This is a genomic window from Pseudomonas sp. GW822-FHT07A10 (assembly GCF_058798795.1).
Genome location: NZ_JBXAKV010000012.1, coordinates 1 through 19,693, shown reverse-complemented (window position 1 = coordinate 19,693; position 19,693 = coordinate 1). Strand labels below are relative to the sequence as shown.

General features: G+C 59.7%; 16 protein-coding genes and 2 tRNA genes. 14 read left to right on the top strand and 4 right to left on the bottom strand.

Features of this window, described 5'->3' with window-relative positions:
- Positions 1–85 precede the first annotated feature (85 nt).
- The 7 genes from hfq to AC1RL4_RS20080 all read left to right on the top strand — a co-directional run bounded on the left by hfq (position 86) and on the right by AC1RL4_RS20080 (position 8,723).
- Positions 86–346, top strand: coding sequence for an RNA chaperone Hfq (hfq, locus tag AC1RL4_RS20110; RefSeq protein WP_007902656.1), 261 nt, complete (start codon positions 86–88; stop codon positions 344–346).
- Positions 347–358: 12 nt separating this feature from the next.
- Positions 359–1,660, top strand: coding sequence for a ribosome rescue GTPase HflX (hflX, locus tag AC1RL4_RS20105; RefSeq protein ID WP_007939591.1), 1,302 nt, complete (start codon positions 359–361; stop codon positions 1,658–1,660).
- 96 nt (positions 1,661–1,756) lie between these two features.
- A complete protein-coding gene (hflK, locus tag AC1RL4_RS20100) occupies positions 1,757–2,929 on the top strand; it encodes an FtsH protease activity modulator HflK (protein ID WP_019582202.1) in 1,173 nt (390 codons plus the stop codon).
- A complete protein-coding gene (gene hflC, locus AC1RL4_RS20095) occupies positions 2,929–3,798 on the top strand; it encodes a protease modulator HflC (protein ID WP_007939589.1) in 870 nt (289 codons plus the stop codon). The genes hflK and hflC overlap by 1 nt, the downstream gene beginning before the upstream one ends.
- Positions 3,799–4,115: 317 nt before the next feature.
- Positions 4,116–5,303, top strand: a complete 1,188-nt coding sequence (locus AC1RL4_RS20090) for an ATP phosphoribosyltransferase regulatory subunit (protein WP_007939588.1) — start codon at positions 4,116–4,118, stop codon at positions 5,301–5,303.
- A 54-nt stretch (positions 5,304–5,357) separates the two neighbouring features.
- Positions 5,358–6,650 carry an adenylosuccinate synthase gene (locus AC1RL4_RS20085; protein ID WP_018928499.1) on the top strand — a complete coding sequence of 431 codons (1,293 nt, stop codon included), beginning with the start codon at positions 5,358–5,360 and terminating at the stop codon, positions 6,648–6,650.
- A gap of 138 nt (positions 6,651–6,788) precedes the next feature.
- On the top strand, positions 6,789–8,723 hold the full coding sequence (locus AC1RL4_RS20080; protein ID WP_019582203.1) for a methyl-accepting chemotaxis protein: 1,935 nt from the start codon (positions 6,789–6,791) through the stop codon (positions 8,721–8,723).
- 96 nt (positions 8,724–8,819) lie between these two features.
- On the opposite strand, the gene AC1RL4_RS20075 is transcribed toward AC1RL4_RS20080, so the two are convergent.
- The 4 genes from AC1RL4_RS20075 to AC1RL4_RS20060 form a co-directional block, all read right to left on the bottom strand.
- On the bottom strand, positions 8,820–10,385 hold the full coding sequence (locus tag AC1RL4_RS20075) for an ABC transporter permease (protein WP_026331928.1): 1,566 nt from the start codon (positions 10,383–10,385) through the stop codon (positions 8,820–8,822).
- On the bottom strand, positions 10,385–11,395 hold the full coding sequence (locus AC1RL4_RS20070) for an extracellular solute-binding protein (RefSeq protein WP_019582205.1): 1,011 nt from the start codon (positions 11,393–11,395) through the stop codon (positions 10,385–10,387). The genes AC1RL4_RS20075 and AC1RL4_RS20070 overlap by 1 nt, the downstream gene beginning before the upstream one ends.
- 334 nt (positions 11,396–11,729) lie before the next feature.
- Positions 11,730–11,816, bottom strand: a tRNA-Leu gene (locus tag AC1RL4_RS20065).
- Positions 11,817–11,981: 165 nt separating this feature from the next.
- Positions 11,982–12,069: transfer RNA gene (locus AC1RL4_RS20060), tRNA-Leu, on the bottom strand.
- Between the two features lie 226 nt (positions 12,070–12,295).
- Between AC1RL4_RS20060 and rnr the strand changes: the two genes are divergently transcribed.
- From rnr to dnaB, 7 genes are all read left to right on the top strand, one after another.
- Positions 12,296–14,926 (top strand): ribonuclease R, encoded by a 2,631-nt coding sequence (gene rnr / locus AC1RL4_RS20055; RefSeq protein ID WP_019582206.1) that lies wholly within the window; start codon positions 12,296–12,298, stop codon positions 14,924–14,926.
- The gene (gene rlmB / locus AC1RL4_RS20050; RefSeq protein WP_018928494.1) at positions 14,923–15,690 is read left to right on the top strand and encodes a 23S rRNA (guanosine(2251)-2'-O)-methyltransferase RlmB; all 768 of its coding nucleotides are present in this window, start codon (positions 14,923–14,925) and stop codon (positions 15,688–15,690) included. The genes rnr and rlmB overlap by 4 nt, the downstream gene beginning before the upstream one ends.
- Positions 15,691–15,924: 234 nt before the next feature.
- Positions 15,925–16,347 (top strand): 30S ribosomal protein S6, encoded by a 423-nt coding sequence (gene rpsF, locus AC1RL4_RS20045; protein ID WP_007939579.1) that lies wholly within the window; start codon positions 15,925–15,927, stop codon positions 16,345–16,347.
- 28 nt (positions 16,348–16,375) lie between these two features.
- A complete protein-coding gene (gene rpsR / locus AC1RL4_RS20040; protein ID WP_002551829.1) occupies positions 16,376–16,606 on the top strand; it encodes a 30S ribosomal protein S18 in 231 nt (76 codons plus the stop codon).
- A gap of 36 nt (positions 16,607–16,642) precedes the next feature.
- Entirely contained in the window at positions 16,643–17,536 is an 894-nt protein-coding gene (locus AC1RL4_RS20035) for a YybS family protein (RefSeq protein WP_019582207.1), read from the top strand.
- Between the two features lie 19 nt (positions 17,537–17,555).
- Entirely contained in the window at positions 17,556–18,002 is a 447-nt protein-coding gene (gene rplI, locus AC1RL4_RS20030) for a 50S ribosomal protein L9 (protein ID WP_007939577.1), read from the top strand.
- 136 nt (positions 18,003–18,138) lie between these two features.
- Complete coding sequence (dnaB, locus tag AC1RL4_RS20025; protein ID WP_019650685.1) at positions 18,139–19,536, top strand: replicative DNA helicase; 1,398 nt, start codon at positions 18,139–18,141, stop codon at positions 19,534–19,536.
- Positions 19,537–19,693 lie beyond the last annotated feature (157 nt).

Here is a 19,693-nt window from a genome sequence, read left to right as displayed (position 1 = left end):
ATTGCCGTCTATCCTTGGGGGTGTGACGGCCCCAAGCCATCTGTTTACCTATTTTTTATATTGAATCCTTAAAGGAGTGCGGCACATGTCAAAAGGGCATTCGCTACAAGACCCTTACTTGAATACTTTACGTAAAGAGAAAGTGGGGGTTTCCATCTACCTGGTCAACGGGATCAAACTGCAAGGCACGATCGAGTCTTTCGACCAGTTCGTTATCCTGCTGAAAAACACCGTCAGCCAGATGGTTTACAAACACGCTATCTCTACAGTGGTGCCAGTTCGTCCAATTCGTCTGCCTAGCGCAACCGAATCCGAAGCAGGTGACGCTGAGCCAGGTAACGCCTGATAGGAGTCTCCTTTGTTCTTTGAGCGCCACGGTGGTGGTGAGCGGGCAATTCTCGTTCACTTGGATGGTCAGGACCCTGAGGCGCGCGAAGATCCGCAGGAGTTTCAGGAGTTGGCAATTTCGGCTGGTGCCGAGACCGTCGCGTTTTTTAACGTGCCGCGTCATCGGCCAACCGCCAAAACCCTGATCAGCAGCGGCAAGGTCGAAGAGTTACGCGACCTGGTCAAAGCCGAACAGGTCGATCTGGTGATTTTCAATCACATCCTCACGCCCAGTCAGGAGCGTAACCTCGAACGTATTTTCGAGTGTCGCGTGATCGATCGCACGGGTCTGATTCTCGATATTTTCGCGCAACGCGCTCGCACCCATGAAGGCAAGCTCCAGGTCGAACTGGCCCAGCTTGAGTACATGAGTACGCGACTGGTTCGCGGCTGGACTCACCTTGAGCGGCAGAAGGGTGGTATCGGTCTGCGTGGGCCGGGTGAAACCCAGCTGGAAACCGACCGGCGCCTGTTGCGGATTCGTCTGCGTCAGATCAAGGGGCGCCTGGAAAAGGTCCGCAGCCAGCGCGAGCAGTCTCGTCGCGGGCGCAAGCGTGCTGACATTCCGACGGTTTCACTGGTGGGTTATACCAACGCCGGCAAATCGACGCTGTTCAACTCGGTCACCGATTCCGACGTCTTTGCCGCCAACCAGCTATTCGCGACCCTCGACCCGACCTTGCGCCGACTCGAACTCGAGGATCTCGGGCCGATCGTGTTGGCCGACACCGTGGGCTTCATTCGTCACCTGCCGCACAAACTGGTCGAAGCATTTCGAGCTACGCTCGAAGAGTCGAGCAACTCCGACCTGCTGCTGCACGTGATCGATGCGCACGAGCCTGATCGTATGGCCCAGATCGAACAGGTCATGGTGGTGCTCGGGGAGATCGGGGCACAAGACTTGCCGATCCTTGAGGTATACAACAAACTCGATTTGCTCGAGGGGGTTGAGCCGCAGATCCAGCGCGATGCCGATGGCAAGCCGCAGCGGGTCTGGTTGTCGGCCAAGGACGGTACCGGCCTGGACTTGCTCAAGCAGGCAGTGGCGGAACTGTTGGGCAGCGATTTGTTTGTTGGCACCTTGCGCTTGCCGCAACGTTTTGCTCGACTGCGTGCGCAGTTTTTCGAACTCGGTGCGGTGCAAAAAGAAGAACACGACGAAGAAGGCATCAGCCTGCTGGCCGTTCGCTTGCCACGGATCGAATTGAATCGACTCGTGAGCCGCGAAGGTCTGCAACCGATGGAATTCATCGAGCAACACACTTTGCAATAAAAGCCTGAGAAAGCGGTTGTGCCGCGGTGACAGGCATTCTGTAGCATTGGTCGGCGCGCCGTGGGTGCGTCTTTGCTTTATCAGATGGAGAGCGCTATGGCTTGGAATGAGCCGGGTGGCAACTCGAATAATCAGGATCCTTGGGGTGGCAAGCGCCGCAATAACGGCGACCGCAAGGGACCACCGGATCTCGACGAGGCCTTCCGAAAGCTGCAGGAAAGCCTGAACGGGTTGTTCGGTGGTGGCAAGAAACGCGGTGACGAGGGCGGTGGTCCGGGCAAGAGTGGCGGCTTTGGCGGCCTGCTCGGCATCGGGCTGACCGTGCTGGCGGCTGTGTGGCTGTACAGCGCTGTCTACGTGGTCGACGAGCAGGAGCAGGCCGTGGTGCTGCGCTTCGGCAAATACTATGAAACCGTCGGCCCGGGCCTGAACATCTATTTCCCGCCGATCGATCGCAAGTACCTGGAAAACGTCACGCGTGAGCGTGCCTACACCAAGCAGGGTCAAATGCTGACTGAAGACGAAAACATCGTCGAAGTGCCGCTGACCGTGCAGTACAAGATCAGCAACCTGCAGGACTTCGTGCTGAACGTCGATCAGCCGGAAATCAGCCTGCAGCACGCGACCGACAGTGCCTTGCGCCACGTGGTGGGTTCTACCGCCATGGACCAGGTGCTGACCGAAGGTCGTGAATTGATGGCCAGCGAAATCAAGGAGCGTCTGCAACGTTTCCTCGATACCTACCGCACCGGTATCACCGTCACTCAGGTCAACGTACAGAGCGCTGCTGCACCGCGTGAAGTCCAGGAAGCCTTCGATGACGTGATCCGCGCCCGTGAAGACGAGCAGCGTTCGCGTAACCAGGCTGAAACCTACGCCAACGGCGTCGTGCCGGAAGCCCGTGGTCAGGCCCAGCGCATCCTCGAGGATGCCAACGGTTACCGCGACGAGACCGTCTCCCGCGCCAAAGGTGAGGCTGACCGCTTCACTAAGCTGGTGGCCGAATACCGCAAGGCGCCTGAAGTTACCCGTCAGCGTCTGTACCTGGACACCATGCAGGAAATCTTCAGCAACACCAGCAAGGTTCTCGTGACCGGCAACAAGAATGGCCAGAGCAATCTGCTGTATCTGCCGCTGGACAAGATGGTCGAGGATGGTCGCCGCACCAGCACTCCGGTGACCGGCGCAGCAGCCAGCAGCAATGAAGTGAATGTGCGTGCGGCAGCTGATCTGCAGCAACAGCAGGCACGTACCAGGGAGAGTCGCTGATGAGCAATAAATCGCTGATCGCCCTTATTGTCGGCGTCGTCGTGGCGATCGTTGCCTGGAACTGCTTCTACATCGTGGCTCAGACCGAGCGCGCGGTGTTGCTGCAGTTCGGTCGCGTGGTCCAGGCCGATGTTCAGCCGGGCCTGCATGTGAAAGTGCCTTACGTTAACAAGGTGCGCATATTCGATGCGCGTCTGATGACGCTGGATGCACCGACACAGCGCTTCCTGACGCTGGAAAAGAAAGCCGTGATGGTCGATGCCTACGCCAAGTGGCGCGTGAAAGATGCCGAGCGCTTCTACACCGCGACTTCCGGCCTCAAGCAGATTGCCGACGAGCGCCTGTCCCGTCGTCTGGAGTCGGGCCTGCGTGACCAGTTCGGTAAACGCACCCTGCACGAAGTGGTATCCGGTGAACGTGATGCGCTGATGGCAGACATCACCGCTTCGCTGAACAAGATGGCGGAAAAAGAGCTGGGCATTGAAGTTGTCGATGTCCGGGTCAAAGCCATCGACCTGCCGAAGGAAGTGAACCGCAGCGTGTTCGAGCGTATGAGCACCGAGCGTGAGCGTGAAGCTCGCGAGCACCGCGCCAAGGGTAACGAGCTGGCCGAAGGCATCCGTGCCGACGCCGACCGTCAACGCCGCGTGCTGCTGGCTGAAGCCTATCGTGAATCCGAAGAGGTGCGCGGTGATGGTGATGCCCAGGCTGCTGCGATCTACTCTAAGGCATACGGCCAGGATCAGGAGTTCTACGCGTTCTACCGTAGCCTGCGTGCCTACCGTGAAAGCTTCGCGAACAAATCCGACGTCATGGTCCTGGACCCGAGCAGTGACTTCTTCCGTTACCTGGAAAAAGCCAAGCCTTGATACGACGTTGACCTGAATCATCCCCCGCCTGGCGGCTAAAGCCTCGGGCGGGGTGATCCTTTGGGAAAACGTGTGTATGATGCGGCAGCCGGGAAATTCCCGGCTTTTTTGCGTCTGCACGTTTGATTGCTGTTTTTATGCAGGCGCCCGAGTTGAATGACTCGACAGGTTTTTCGAGGAAAGTGGTTGGCGAAGCCGGTTCCAGGCTTTTCGCCACGTTGTTCATGCGCGGGGTTTATGCACATGAGCCGACCATTTTCTGCTTCACTCAAGGCTCGCCCAAAGGCTTGCTGCCCGGATCATAGGGGAATGGCGTAATGGCAACGGTAGACCGCTGGCTGCTGCCAGATGGCATCGAAGAAGTACTGCCACCGGAGGCTGCGCGCATTGAAGTTGCGCGTCGCCAGGTGTTGGATCTGTTCCAGAGCTGGGGTTACGAGTTTGTCGTGACTCCCCATATCGAGTACCTGGAATCCCTGCTGACCGGCGCAGGCCAGGACCTCGATCTGCGCACCTTCAAGGTCATCGACCCGCAGTCGGGCCGGCAGATGGGTTTCCGTGCCGACATCACGCCGCAAGTGGCGCGCATCGATGCGCACACCCTGCGTCGCGAAGGCCCGAGCCGTCTGTGCTATGCCGGTAGCGTGCTGCATGCTCAGCCACGTGCGTTGTCGTCCTCGCGCAGCCCGATTCAACTGGGCGCCGAGTTGTACGGCGATGCCAGCCCGAGCAGCGACGTGGAAGTCATCAGCCTGATGCTGGCCATGCTGCAACTGGCCGATGTGCCGGATGTGCACATGGACCTCGGGCATGTCGGCATCTACCGCGGCCTGGCCCGCGCCGCCGGTTTGTCCGGCGAAGTCGAGCAACAGTTGTTCGATGCATTGCAACGTAAAGCCATCGACGAGGTCATTACCTTGACCGAAGGCCTGCCTGCCGATCTGTCGGGCATGCTGCGAGCGCTGGTCGACCTGTGTGGCGGTCGTGAAGTGTTGAGCGCTGCCCGCGAGCGTCTGGCCAATGCGCCGGCGCCTGTTCTGGCGGCCCTGGACGATTTGCTGGCGATTGCCGAGCGTCTGTCCACGCGTTTCCCGGAGTTACCGCTGTACTTTGACTTGGGCGAATTGCGCGGCTACCACTACCACACCGGTGTGGTGTTCGCCGTGTTCGTGCCAGGTGTTGGCCAGTCCATCGCTCAGGGCGGTCGTTACGACGATATCGGTGCCGACTTCGGTCGCGCCCGTCCGGCGACAGGCTTCTCCACCGATTTGAAAACCCTGGTGACCCTGGGGCGTGCTGAGATCGAGCTACCGTCTGGCGGTATCTGGATGCCTGACAGTACGGATGCAGCACTCTGGCAGCAGGTTTGCCAGTTGCGCAGTGAGGGTCAGCGTGTCGTTCAGGCATTGCCTGGGCAACCTTTGGCCGCCGCCCGTGAAGCGGACTGCGACCGGCAATTGATTCAGCAGAACGGGCTTTGGCAAGTATCGCCACTGGCTTCTTGAGTTTTCCTGCCGGCCGCCGCCGGCACCAAGTTTGCGCGAATGAGGACAAGTGTTATGGGTAAGAATGTCGTAGTCCTGGGCACCCAATGGGGTGATGAGGGCAAAGGCAAGATCGTTGATCTGCTGACCGAACATGCTGCCGCCGTAGTGCGCTACCAAGGTGGCCACAACGCTGGTCACACCCTGGTGATCGACGGCGAAAAAACCGTCTTGCACCTGATCCCGTCTGGCGTGCTGCGCGAAGGCGTGCAGTGCCTGATCGGTAACGGCGTGGTGGTTGCACCCGACGCCCTGCTGCGGGAAATCAACAAGCTGGAAGAGAAAGGCGTACCGGTGCGTGAGCGCCTGCGTATCAGCCCTTCCTGCCCGCTGATCCTGTCCTACCACGTAGCGCTGGACCAGGCCCGTGAAAAGGCCCGTGGCGAGCTGAAGATCGGCACCACCGGTCGCGGCATCGGCCCGGCTTACGAAGACAAGGTTGCCCGTCGCGGTCTGCGCATCGGTGATCTGTTCCACCGTGAGCGTTTCGCCGCCAAGCTGGGCGAGTTGCTGGACTACCACAACTTCGTACTGGTCAATTACTACAAAGAGCCAGCGATCGACTTCCAGAAGACACTCGACGAGTGCATGGAATACGCCGAACTGCTCAAGCCGATGATGCTCGACGTCACCGCAGAGCTGCACAACCTGCGTCGTGCCGGCAAGGACATCATGTTCGAAGGTGCCCAGGGCTCCCTGCTGGACATCGACCACGGCACCTACCCGTACGTCACCAGCTCCAACACCACCGCTGGCGGCATCGCCACCGGTTCGGGTGTTGGTCCGATGTTCCTGGACTACATCCTCGGCATCACCAAGGCCTACACCACGCGCGTCGGTTCCGGTCCGTTCCCGACTGAGCTGTTCGACGACGTTGGTGCGTTCCTGGCCAAGCGTGGCCACGAGTTCGGCGCCACCACCGGCCGTGCCCGTCGTTGCGGCTGGTTCGATGCCGTGATTCTGCGTCGCGCTATCGATGTGAACAGCATCTCGGGCCTGTGCCTGACCAAGCTGGACGTGCTGGACGGCCTGGAAACCATCAACATCTGCGTAGGCTACAAGAACGAAGACGGTGCAGTGATCGACGCACCGACCGACGCCGACAGCTACATCGGCCTGGAGCCGGTGTACGAGCAGATGCCGGGCTGGAGCGAGTCGACCCTGGGTGCCAAGACCCTGGAAGAGCTGCCTCAGGCTGCGCGCAACTACATCAAGCGCATCGAAGAGTTGGTCGGCGCGCCGATCGACATTATTTCGACGGGCCCGGACCGCAACGAAACCATCGTTCTGCGTCACCCGTTCGCTTAATAAGTTGTTGATGTAAAACACAAAGGCCCCTTAATCGGGGCCTTTGTCGTTTATGCCTGTTGGACGGCATGACCTTTGCTGTGAATATCGCCTTCAGAATGCCATCAATTTAATGGCGTTAGAGTAGAGGGATTTCCTGTGTCGGCCGTTCTCTCACTGTTACAAAGCCGTTTGTTGCGGCCCGTGTTCGTTACCCTTGGTATCGCCCTTTTGGTGCAGGTGCTGGTGGCTGTTGCTCTGACCCGGAGCACGGTGACTGCGCTGGAAACCGATCTGGGTGTGCGCCTGGGCGCCGATAGCCAAAAGCTCTCCGGTGAGCTGGAGCAGGCGGGGCGTGAAGTCACGTCGAGCCTGGATAACCTGTCCAGCAGTACCCGTCAGCGCCTGACCGCTGGGCTGTCTTCACGTTTGAAAGACGAGCAGGCTCAACTGCGTACGACGCTGGAGAAGGACCTGAAGGAGTCGGCCAATGACATGGCGCAACTTCTGGCCTCGGTCGCACCCCGCGCCATGTGGGACAGCGACATTCCTACCCTGTCCGAATTCGCTCGCCGCGCCCAGCGAAATCCCAACGTGTTGTTCGTGGTCTATGACGACGCCACGGGCCAGCACCTGACGCGCTACCTCAACCGGGAGAACCCGATCAACAAGGGGCTGCTGGAGAAAGGCCAGGGCGAGCGGGCGCTGGACAAGGTGCTGGATGCAGCGAAGAGCGATCCTTCGGTCTACTACCTTGAAGCTTCGATCAGTCCCAATGGGGTGGAAATCGGCAAGGTCTTGATGGGGGTCTCAACTGCCTCCGTGGAAACCGATCTGGCGGCGCTGGACAAGCGTTTCTCAGCGCTGATCGCCAGCAGCGATCAATTGGTGGGTGACAGCCTCAAAGGTGCGGCGGCTGACAGCGCAACGGCGATGCGTGGGCGTCTGCAATCGGCGCAGTCCACTGCTTCTGAAATGAAAGCCAACACCACGGGCGCCGTGCAGGAAGCCGCGGGAGCTTTGCGCTGGCGCATCGGCATGGGCCTGGCGGTGGTGGGTTTCGGTGTGCTGCTGTTACTGGCGGTGGTGCTGGGGCGTCGAGTGGTCAATCGCCTGAAAATGCTCATTGTCGCGATGGATGACTTGGCGGCAGGTGAGGGCGACCTGACCAAGCGCGTGCAGATCAACAGCCAGGACGAGATTGGCGATATGGCCTCGGCGGTCAATCGCTTTGTGGATAAGTTGCAGCCGATCGTGCGCGAGGCAGGCGATGTGGCCCAGCGTACCGGCGTGGAAATCGGCGCCATGACCCTGCGCAATGCCGGTGCCGATGCAGCGGCTGGCATGCAGCGCGATGAAGTGGCCGAAAGCCTGCGCGCGTTGTCGCAAATGGCTGACGAGGCTCAGTCTGAAAGTCACGCCATGCAGGCCGCTTTGCAGCAGGTGGTGGACATTCGTCAGGCCACGGATGAGAACACCCGGACTTCGGCGAAAGTCGGCAGTCTCATCGAGGCATTGGCCGGACAAGTCGACACTGGTGCGAAAGTCATCGAGCGTCTGGCGCAGCAGAGTGAGCAGATTGAAGTGGTGCTGACGGTGATTCACGGGATCGCCGAACAAACCAACTTGCTGGCGCTGAACGCGGCCATCGAGGCTGCGCGTGCCGGCGAGACCGGTCGCGGGTTTGCCGTGGTGGCGGACGAGGTGCGGGCGCTGGCGAGCAAGACCCAGAGCTCCACTGGCGATATTCAGGCGCACATTGTTGCGCTGCAGCAGGGCGCGCGTGAGGCTGTTGCGGCAATCGGGCAGGCTGGGCGTCAGGCCAGTGAAGGTTTGCTGGTGTTGCGCGACAGTGCGCGGTTGCAGCAGTCGGTGCAGGCGTCGGTCGAGCAGGTGCATGCAGCGATCGGCCTGGCGACCCAGGCCGCGGCGCATCAGGCGCAAGGTGCGCAGGCTGTGCGTGGGCGGGTTGAGACCATCCATGCTCAAGCTGAGAAAGCAGCTCAGGCGGTGGTGGAGACCACGGCCAGCGGCAAGGTGCTGGATGGGTTGGCGGCGCAGCTGAAGGCGAGCCTGGGGCAGTTCAGGGCTTAGGTTTCTCGTTCGCAGGTCTGGTGCCTTCGCGGGCAAGCCTCGCTCCTACAAGGGCTACGTAATCCTTGTAGGAGCGAGGCTTGCCCGCGAAGCTTTTCAACGACTCAAATACATCCGCGTCGTCAGCAGATACACAGGCAACCCCGACACCACAATCAACAACGCCGCATAAGGCGCCGCTGCCGCGAACTCCACATTCGCGGTATGCGCCCAGACTTCCGTCGCCAATGTATTGAGCCCGGTCGGGCTCAGCAGCAGCGTCGCCGTCAGTTCCTTCATCGCATCCAGAAACACCAGCGCAAACGCAGCACCCAGGGCGGGAAAGATGATGGGCAGGGTCACCCGACAAAACGCGCTGAAAGACGACGCCCCCAGCGTGCGTGCGGCCTCTTCCAGCTGCGGCGCGGCCTTGTTCAGCGCGGTGCGAATCGGTGCCTGCGCCAGTGGCAGAAACAACAGCGCATAGGCAATCAGCAGCAACGCCGAGGTCTGGTACAGCGCTGGCACATAATGCAGGGCGAAATACACCAGGGTCAGCGCAATCACCAATCCCGGCAGTGCATGCAGCAGATACGGCAAGCGCTCGGCCCAGATTGCCAGTCGGCCTTTATGGCGCACCACCAGCAACCCCACCGGCACCGCCAGCACCAGGCACAGCGCAGCGCCACCGAGCGACAGCGCCAGCGACGAGAGCAATGCCTCGCTGATCGCGGCCACCGGGAACGCTGCCGACGAACCCACCATCAACCAGTACGCCAGCATTCCCAGTGGAATGCCGCTGCCGATGATCGCCAGCAGCAAGCAGTAAAGTTGTCCCACAGCCGCCCACGGCCCGAGCCGAACCTGCTCTGCATGCCGAGCAGCGCCCTGGCCGGTGCGTACGTGACGGCCTTTGCCGCGCACGCGTAACTCAAGCCATAGCAGCACCAGGCACAGCGCCAGCAACACCGCAGAAAGCATCGCTGCATTGGCGTTGCTGAATTCCAGTTCGAACTGCTGATAGATCGCCGTGGTAAAGGTTTGCAGGCCGATGATCGAGAGCGCGCCGAACTCCACCAGCATGTGCAGCGCAATCAACAGTGAACCGGCCAGCAGTGACGGCCAGAGCAGGGGTAGGGTGATTTTGAAGAATACACCCCAACGATTCTGCCCCAGGGTGCGGGCAGACTCTTCAAGAGAGGGGTCGAGATTGCGCAGCGTTGCCGCGACCGGCAGAAAGATCAGCGGGTACTTGGACAGCGTCATCACCAGTATCGCCCCGCCCAGCCCTTCGAAGTGAGCGCTCAGGGAGACCCAGGTGAAGCTGCTGACAAATGCCGGCACCGCGAACGGCAGGCACAGAATCACGCCCCATAACCGCCGTCCCGGCAGATTGCTGCGCTCCAGCAACCAGGCGAGTGACAGGCCAATCACTCCGCAGGCCAATGTGACGCCCAGCATCAGCGCCAGGGTATTGCGCAGCAGGCCAAACACGTAGGGCCGCCACAGCAGATGCAGCGCCTCGGCCCAGCCGGCTTGCCAGGTTTTGAGGCCGACATAGGCCAGCGGCAACAGGCTGAGTACCACCAGCAGCAGAACCGGTAGCAGCAGCCAGATCGACGGCCGCTTGCGCCTTGGCATGTAACCTCCGCGCGAAGCGGGGGCGGATAACGAGGTGCTCATCAGTTCAAGCCAACGTCACGTTCCAGGTCCAGGGCTTCTTCGGCGTTGCCGAGATCGGCTGGTGTGACGTTCGGCGCTTGCAGTTCGCTGAACGGCTTGAGACCGCGATCCGATTCCATGCCCTTGTGCAGCGGGTATTCGGCAGTGGTCCGGGTGATCACGCGCTGACCTTCTTCGCTGGCCATGTAGGCGAGCAATTGCTGGGCTTCTTTCGGGTGTTTGCTGGATTTCAGTACGCCAGCACTGGAAACGGTGATCAGTCCGCCGACGTCGCCACCGGTGAAGTAATGCAGTTTCGAATCGAGTTGGCCTTTTTCACGCTGCAAGGCGAACCAGTAATAGTTGTTCACCAGCACGGTGGCGACTTCGCCATTTTCCACGGCTTTCAGCGCAACCATGTTGTTGCTGTAGGTCTTGCCGAACGCACGCAGGCCGGTCAGCCACTCTTCGGCGGCGTCCATCCCGTGGACCTTGATAATCGCCACCGCCTGTTCCTGGAAGGCGCCGCTGCTAGGCACGAAGCCGACCTTGCCTTGCCATTTTGGATCGGAGAATTCCATCACGGACTTGGGCAGGTCTTTTTCGTCGATCAGTTTAGGGTTGAAGGCGATGACCCGGACCCGCGCGGTGATGCCGATCCAGGTGCCGTTGCCGGCAACGTAGTCCTTGGGCAGGACTTCTAGCGTGGCGGCATCGGCTTTCGCCAGCAGGCCTTGTTCGCCGAGCTTGTTCAGCGGTGGCGATTCTTCGGTGTAGATCACATCGGCGGGAGAGCGATCGCCTTCTTCGACGATCTGGCTGGCGAGTTGGTTGCTGCTGCCCTTGCGCACATTGACGTGAATCCCGGTCTTGGCTTCGAAGGCTTTGGCGACGGCATCGCCGACTTCCTTATGTTGACCGTTATAGAGTGTCAGGGAAACCGGATCGGCGGCTTGGGTGAGGGGCGTGGCGAGTGTCAGGCCGAGGAGGGTGATGGTCAGGCCGCGGCGCAGGGTATTTCGAAGCATCATTCGCAGGGTTCCTCACTGTCGCATTGCAAAAACTTGAAACAATGATAAACGATATTGTTTCTCAAGTGCGCCTTGAGGGTCTGAGGAGTGTTTGCTAATGGGCTGGCGCTGGACTCTGTGGCGAGGGGGCTTGCCCCCCGTTCGGCTGCGAAGCAGTCGTAAATCCTGAAGTTACGGTATGACTAACGAGTGATGAGGGCCGCTTCGCGACCCAGCGGGGGCAAGCCCCCTCGCCACGGGGAAGTAATGGCTTGGGGTTTTCAAAGGCCAGAAACGCAAAAACCCGCTTTCGCGGGTTTTTGTGAAATTCAAGATCGTGACCTTGAATTTGAATTGGTGCCCAGAAGAAGACTCGAACTTCCACGACCTTGCGGTCACCAGCACCTGAAGCTGGCGTGTCTACCAATTTCACCATCTGGGCATGATCTTCAGCGTTGCCGCTGTTGATGTGGCGCACTATACGGAGAGCATTTTGATCTGTAAACCCCTGATTTAATTTTAATAATTCAGAAGTCTAGAATGCAAAAACCCGCTTTCGCGGGTTTTTGTGTGAGCCTTGAAATTGATCTAATCTCAAGCTCGAAATTGGTGCCCAGAAGAAGACTCGAACTTCCACGACCTTGCGGTCACCAGCACCTGAAGCTGGCGTGTCTACCAATTTTCACCATCTGGGCAGTATCGGCAGCGCTAGTGCGTCGTCGATGGCGCGCACTATACGGAGCGTCTTTTTAACTGTAAACCCCTGTCATCAAAAAAACCTGGAAAATTTTACCGGCGGCATTCAAATCAGCTTCGCGGTGTCGATAAAGGGCTTTAGATGGGCTGTCATAGCCTGAAATTTCCCGTTTCATTACGCCTATGCCAAACTAACCCGCATATAGACAAGGTGAAAACTCTCTAATGGCCGATTGGCAGTCCCTCGATCCCGAGGCCGCTCGTGAAGCGGAAAAATATGAAAACCCTATTCCTAGCCGCGAACTGATCCTTCAGCACCTTGCTGATCGAGGTTCGCCTGCTAACCGCGAGCAGCTGGTCGAAGAGTTTGGTCTGACCACAGAAGACCAGATCGAAGCCCTGCGTCGCCGCCTGCGCGCCATGGAGCGCGACGCTCAACTCATCTACACCCGTCGCGGCACTTATGCGCCGGTGGACAAGCTCGACCTGATCCTGGGCCGCATCAGCGGTCACCGTGACGGTTTCGGCTTCCTGGTCCCGGACGACGGCAGTGACGACCTGTTCATGAGCCCGGCGCAAATGCGCCTGGTGTTCGATGGCGACCGTGCCCTGGCACGTGTTTCCGGCCTCGACCGTCGCGGTCGCCGCGAAGGCATGATTGTCGAAGTGGTGTCCCGTGCTCACGAGAGCATCGTCGGTCGTTACTTCGAGGAGGGCGGTATCGGTTTCGTCGTCGCAGACAATCCGAAGATCCAGCAAGAAGTGCTGGTGACGCCAGGTCGCAATGCCAACGCGCAGATCGGTCAGTTCGTTGAAGTGAAGATCACTCACTGGCCGACGCCACGCTTCCAGCCGCAAGGCGACGTGGTCGAGGTGGTGGGCAACTACATGGCGCCGGGCATGGAAATCGATGTTGCCCTGCGCACCTACGATATTCCGCACGTCTGGCCTGAAGCGGTCTTGAAAGAAGCCGCCAAGCTCAAGCCTGAAGTCGAAGAGAAAGACAAAGAGAAGCGCATCGACCTGCGTCATCTGCCGTTCGTGACCATCGACGGTGAAGATGCGCGCGACTTCGATGACGCGGTCTACTGCGAAGCCAAACCGGGCAAGCTGCGCCTGTTCTCCGGTGGCTGGAAGTTGTACGTGGCGATTGCCGACGTTTCCAGCTACGTGAAAATCGGTTCGGCGCTGGATAACGAATCCCAGGTTCGCGGCAACTCGGTGTACTTCCCCGAGCGCGTGGTGCCGATGCTGCCTGAGCAGTTGTCCAACGGCCTGTGCTCGCTGAACCCGCACGTCGATCGCCTGGCCATGGTTTGCGAGATGACCATCTCCAAATCCGGCGAAATGACCGACTACTGCTTCTACGAAGCGGTGATTCACTCCCATGCCCGCCTGACCTACAACAAGGTCAGCGCCATGCTGGAAACGCCGAAAGCCACCGAAGCGCGTCAGCTTCGTGGTGAATACACCGACGTTCTGCCGCACCTCAAGCAGCTGTATGCGCTGTACAAGGTTCTGCTGGCGGCTCGTCACGTGCGCGGCGCGATCGATTTCGAAACCCAGGAAACCCGGATCATCTTCGGTTCCGAGCGCAAGATTGCCGAAATCCGTCCGACCGTTCGCAACGATGCTCACAAGCTGATTGAGGAATGCATGCTGGCGGCCAACGTGGCCACCGCCGAATTCCTGAAGAAGCACGAAATCCCTGCGTTGTATCGCGTCCACGACGGCCCGCCGCCGGAGCGTCTGGAAAAACTGCGCGCCTTCCTCGGCGAGCTCGGCCTGTCCCTGCACAAAGGCAAGGACGGTCCGTCGCCGAAGGATTACCAGGCTTTGCTCGCGGGCATCAAGGATCGTCCGGATTTCCACCTGATCCAGACCGTCATGCTGCGCTCGTTGAGCCAAGCGGTGTACAGCGCCGATAACCAGGGCCACTTCGGCCTGAATTACGAAGCCTATACCCACTTCACTTCGCCTATTCGCCGCTACCCGGACTTGCTCACGCACCGGGCGATTCGCAGCGTCATCCATTCGAAAATGGACACCCCGCACGTTCGCCGTGCCGGTGCGATGACCATTCCGAAGGCGCGGATCTATCCGTACGACGAAGCGACCCTGGAGCAGCTCGGCGAACAGTGCTCGATGAGCGAGCGCCGTGCCGACGAAGCCACCCGCGACGTAGTGAACTGGCTCAAGTGCGAGTTCATGAAAGACCGTGTGGGCGAATCGTTCCCGGGGGTGATCACCGCCGTGACCGGTTTCGGCCTGTTCGTCGAACTGACCGATATTTACGTCGAAGGCCTGGTGCACGTCACCGCGCTGCCGGGTGACTACTACCACTTCGATCCTGTGCACCATCGCCTCGCCGGTGAGCGTACCGGTCGTAGCTTCCGCCTGGGCGACACCGTTGAAGTGCGCGTCATGCGCGTCGACCTCGACGAGCGCAAGATCGACTTCGAGATGGCCGAAAAAACCATCAGCGCACCGATCGGTCGCAAAAAGCGCGGCACTGAAACCGCAGCGCCTGCTATCAAAACAGCTGCCGAGCCGGTACTGGCCAAGGCCGGGCGTCGTCCTGCCAAGGAAAAGGCCGTCGAAGCCTATCGTCCGAGCGATGCGGCGGCAAAAAATGCCGAGTTGCGCAAAAGTCGTGAAATGAAACAGGCATTGCTGTCTGAAGCGAAAAGCGGCGGTAAAGCGGCGTCTGGGGGAAAGACCGGGCGGTCGGCGCCTGACAAGGCCTCCGGCGGCAAGCCAGCCAAATCGAGCAAACACCGTAAAGGCCCGCCAAAAGCGGGTTCCGCTCCAGCCGCCAGAAGCGGCGGGGCGCGTAAACCTAAGGCCAAGTCATGAGTCAGTTGGAAAAGATCTACGGCGTGCACGCGGTAGAAGCGTTGCTGCGTCACCACCCAAAACGCGTCAAGCAGATCTGGCTGGCTGAAGGCCGCAGCGATCCGCGCGTTCAGACGCTGATCGAACTCGCTGCCGAAAATCGCGTGGCCGTCGGTCAGGCTGAGCGTCGCGAGCTGGACGCCTGGGTTGAAGGCGTGCACCAGGGCGTGGTGGCGGACGTGAGCCCGAGCCAGGTCTGGGGCGAGGCCATGCTCGACGAGCTGCTCGATCGCACCGAAGGCGCGCCTTTGCTGCTGGTGCTCGACGGCGTGACCGATCCGCACAACCTCGGCGCTTGCCTGCGTTCGGCCGATGCGGCCGGCGCGCTGGCGGTGATCGTGCCGAAGGACAAATCAGCCACGCTGACCCCGACGGTTCGAAAAGTTGCTTGTGGCGCGGCGGAAGTGATTCCGTTGGTCGCCGTGACCAACCTGGCGCGCACCCTGGAAAAACTCAAGCAGCGCGGCTTGTGGGTCGTCGGTACGGCGGGCGAGGCTGAACAGGATCTGTATCAGCAGGACCTGACGGGCCCGACCATCCTGATCATGGGTGCCGAAGGTAGCGGCATGCGCCGCCTGACTCGCGACCTTTGCGACTATTTGGTGCGCCTGCCGATGGCTGGCAGCGTCAGCAGCCTCAACGTGTCCGTCGCCACCGGCGTCTGCCTGTTCGAAGCGCTGCGCCAGCGTGGCGTCAAAGCCGCCGGGACCGCCAAAAAGTCCTGAGACTCCTCTGCAGGAGTCGCCGCAGGCGGCTCCTGCAAGTGTTCGGCTTTCCAGTCGAAGTGATTGTTCAAATAATCACCAATTGCCTTGCACCTCCCTCGACCCTTCTCTACAATTGCGCCCCTTGCTGTGACGGCAGGCACGCATGTGTCTATCGCAAGCAAGTCCATAAGTGTCATTCACTCCTTGTCTGACCGCTTTTGAGCGGCAGGCTACAACCCGTAAGGAGCATTCATGCGTCATTACGAAATCATCTTTTTGGTCCACCCGGATCAAAGCGAGCAAGTCGGCGGCATGGTTGAGCGTTACACCAAGCTGATCGAAGAAGACGGCGGCAAAATCCACCGTCTGGAAGATTGGGGCCGTCGTCAACTGGCCTACGCAATCAACAATGTTCACAAGGCTCACTACGTGATGCTGAACGTTGAGTGCACTGGCAAGGCCCTGGCCGAGCTGGAAGACAACTTCCGCTACAACGATGCAGTGATCCGTAACCTGGTCATCCGTCGCGAAGAAGCCGTTACCGGCCAATCCGAGATGCTCAAGGCTGAAGAAAACCGCAGTGAGCGCCGTGAGCGTCGCGACCGTCCTGAGCACTCCGACGCTGAAGGCGTTGACAGTGATGACAGCGACAACAGCGATAACGCTGACGAGTAATCCACGGACCTTTTGAGGAGCCTATTACATGGCACGTTTCTTCCGTCGTCGTAAATTCTGCCGCTTCACCGCTGAAGACGTGAAAGAGATCGATTACAAAGATCTCAACACTCTGAAAGCTTACGTATCCGAGACCGGCAAAATCGTTCCAAGCCGCATCACCGGTACCAAAGCACGTTATCAGCGTCAGCTGGCCACCGCTATCAAGCGCGCCCGCTTCCTGGCCCTGCTGGCCTACACCGACAGCCACGGCCGCTGAGACCGGGCAGTCGACACGTAGCAAAGGATTGAATGCATGCGCGCCTTAGCTGAGTTCATCATGCGCGGCCGTATGCAGGCCACTCTGGTAGTGGCCGGATGCGCAACATTGCCGTTGTTGTATTGGTTGGGTGCTGCCGCTGGATGCCTTGTGCTCCTGCGGCGCGGATTGAAGGACGCCGTTGGCGTACTTGCTCTGGGACTGCTGCCGGCGTTGATCTGGTGGCTTTTCTTCGACGACCCACGGGCACTTCTGGTGCTGCTGGGGTCTTCGAGCCTTGCGTTGGTTTTGCGCGCAAGCGAGTCCTGGAACCGCGTGCTGCTGGTCAGCATAGCGATGGGATTGGTGTTTTCAGTGGTGCTGGGGGCGGCTTTTGCGCCCCAGATCGAGATGCTGGCGCAGGCTTTGATAAAAGTCATGCCGTCGCTACTCGGTGAGGTCTACCAGCAATTGTCGGTAGACGAGCAAGCGCGCTTTGCGTCCCTGATTGCACCGGTCCTGACCGGCCTGATTGCGGCCTTGTTGCAAATCGTCAGTGTGCTGAGCCTGATTGTCGGGCGCTACTGGCAGGCGTTGTTGTACAACCCGGGTGGTTTTGGTCGCGAGTTTCGCGCCATCCGAATCCCGCTGGGACCGGCGATGTTGCTGCTGGCGTTAATGCTTCTGGGGCCAAATCTTGGCCCGCAGATGGCCATGTTGACGCCGTTGTGCAGCGTACCGCTGGTGTTCGCCGGGCTGGCCCTGATTCACGGGCTGGTGGCGCAAAAGCGACTGGCCAAGTTCTGGCTGGTGGGGTTGTACGTCACGCTGTTGCTGTTCATGCAACTGATCTATCCGTTGCTGGTGGTCCTGGCCATCGTCGACAGCCTGATTGATTTTCGCGGTCGTTCGGCACCGAAAGATGCCGATAGCGCGAACGGTGAAGGTTAAAAGTTAAGAGGATTTTCACATGCAACTGATCCTTCTGGAAAAAGTCACCAACCTGGGCAACCTGGGTGACAAAGTGAACGTTAAGGCTGGTTACGGCCGTAACTACCTGCTGCCTTACGGCAAAGCTACCGCTGCGACCCCAGCCAACCTGGCTGCGTTCGAAGAGCGTCGCGCTGAGCTGGAAAAAGCCGCAGCAGACCGTAAAGCATCGGCTGAAAGCCGTGCCGCCCAACTGGCTGAGCTGGAAGTGACTATCACTGCCACCGCTGGTGACGAAGGCAAGCTGTTCGGTTCGATCGGCACCCACGACATCGCTGATGCACTGACCGCCTCCGGCGTTGAAGTTGCAAAAAGCGAAGTTCGTCTGCCGAACGGCACCATCCGCAACGTAGGCGAATTCGACGTAGCCGTGCACCTGCACGCCGAAGTTGAAGCCACCGTACGCGTTGTCGTGGTAGCAGCTTAAGCAGCACTTGTCGGCTGGCACCCTCGGGTGCTTGCCGGTAACATCGGGCACGATCCTGTTTACAGGTCGTGCCCTTTGTCTTTCTGCAGTTCCTGATTTTCACAATCCCTGCTTTTCCTGAATAAACCAAGTGGCCATGAACGATATCTCCGCTCCCGAGCAATACGATCTGCAAACCGCTGCCCTGAAGGTGCCGCCGCATTCCATCGAGGCCGAACAGGCCGTGCTCGGTGGGCTGATGCTGGACAACAACGCCTGGGAACGCGTGCTCGATCAAGTCTCCGACGGCGATTTCTATCGGCATGACCACCGTCTGATCTTCCGGGCCATCGCCAAACTGGCGGACCAGAACCAGCCAATCGACGTCGTGACCCTGGCCGAGCAATTGGACAAGGAAGGTCAGACGTCCCAGGTCGGCGGTCTCGGTTACCTTGGCGAACTGGCAAAAAACACGCCGTCCGTCGCCAACATCAAGGCCTATGCCCAGATCGTTCGCGAGCGGGCAACCCTGCGCCAGTTGATCGGCATCAGTACCGAAATCGCCGACAGCGCTTTCAACCCTGAAGGCCGCACCGCCGCCGAGATTCTCGACGAGGCCGAACGGCAGATCTTCCAGATTGCCGAGGCTCGCCCGAAAACCGGCGGCCCGGTCAGTGTCAACGACCTGCTGACCAAGGCCATCGACCGCATCGACACCTTGTTCAACACCGACAACTCGATCACCGGCCTGTCCACCGGTTACACCGACCTCGACGAGAAGACCAGTGGCCTGCAACCGGCCGACCTGATCATCGTCGCCGGTCGTCCGTCCATGGGTAAAACCACCTTTGCGATGAACCTGGTGGAAAACGCCGTGCTGCGCAGCGAGAAGGCTGTCCTGGTCTACTCCCTCGAGATGCCAGGCGAATCGCTGATCATGCGTATGCTGTCGTCCCTCGGTCGTATCGATCAGACCAAGGTCCGGGCCGGTCGCCTGGAAGACGACGACTGGCCGCGCCTGACGTCGGCGGTCAACCTGCTCAACGATCGCAAGTTGTTCATCGACGACACGGCGGGTATCAGCCCCTCGGAAATGCGCGCCCGGACCCGTCGTCTGGTGCGTGAGCACGGTGAGATCGGTCTGATCATGATCGACTACCTGCAACTGATGCAGATCCCGGGGTCCAGTGGTGACAACCGGACCAACGAGATTTCCGAGATCTCCCGGTCCCTGAAAGCCCTGGCCAAGGAATTCAACTGCCCGGTGGTGGCACTGTCCCAGCTCAACCGTTCCCTGGAACAACGCCCGAACAAGCGCCCGGTGAACTCCGACTTGCGGGAATCGGGAGCGATCGAGCAGGACGCCGACGTGATCATGTTCGTTTACCGGGACGAGGTGTATCACCCGGAAACCGAACACAAAGGCATTGCCGAAATTATCATCGGCAAGCAGCGGAACGGCCCGATCGGCTTTATCCGCCTGGCCTTCATCGGCAAATACACCCGATTTGAAAACCTGGCGCCGGGTAGCTACAACTTCGACGATGACGAATAAGATATTTGGTGCCTGGTAGGGCCTCTTTGCGGGCAAGTCGGATCGCCGCACCGCTCGCTCCTACAGGGAGATGCGTGATCCCTGTAGATACTCTGTTCACGGTCAAGCTTTTAGTAGATGTTTTTCGCTGAAAAGCTTGGCCGTATCGAAATCCTCT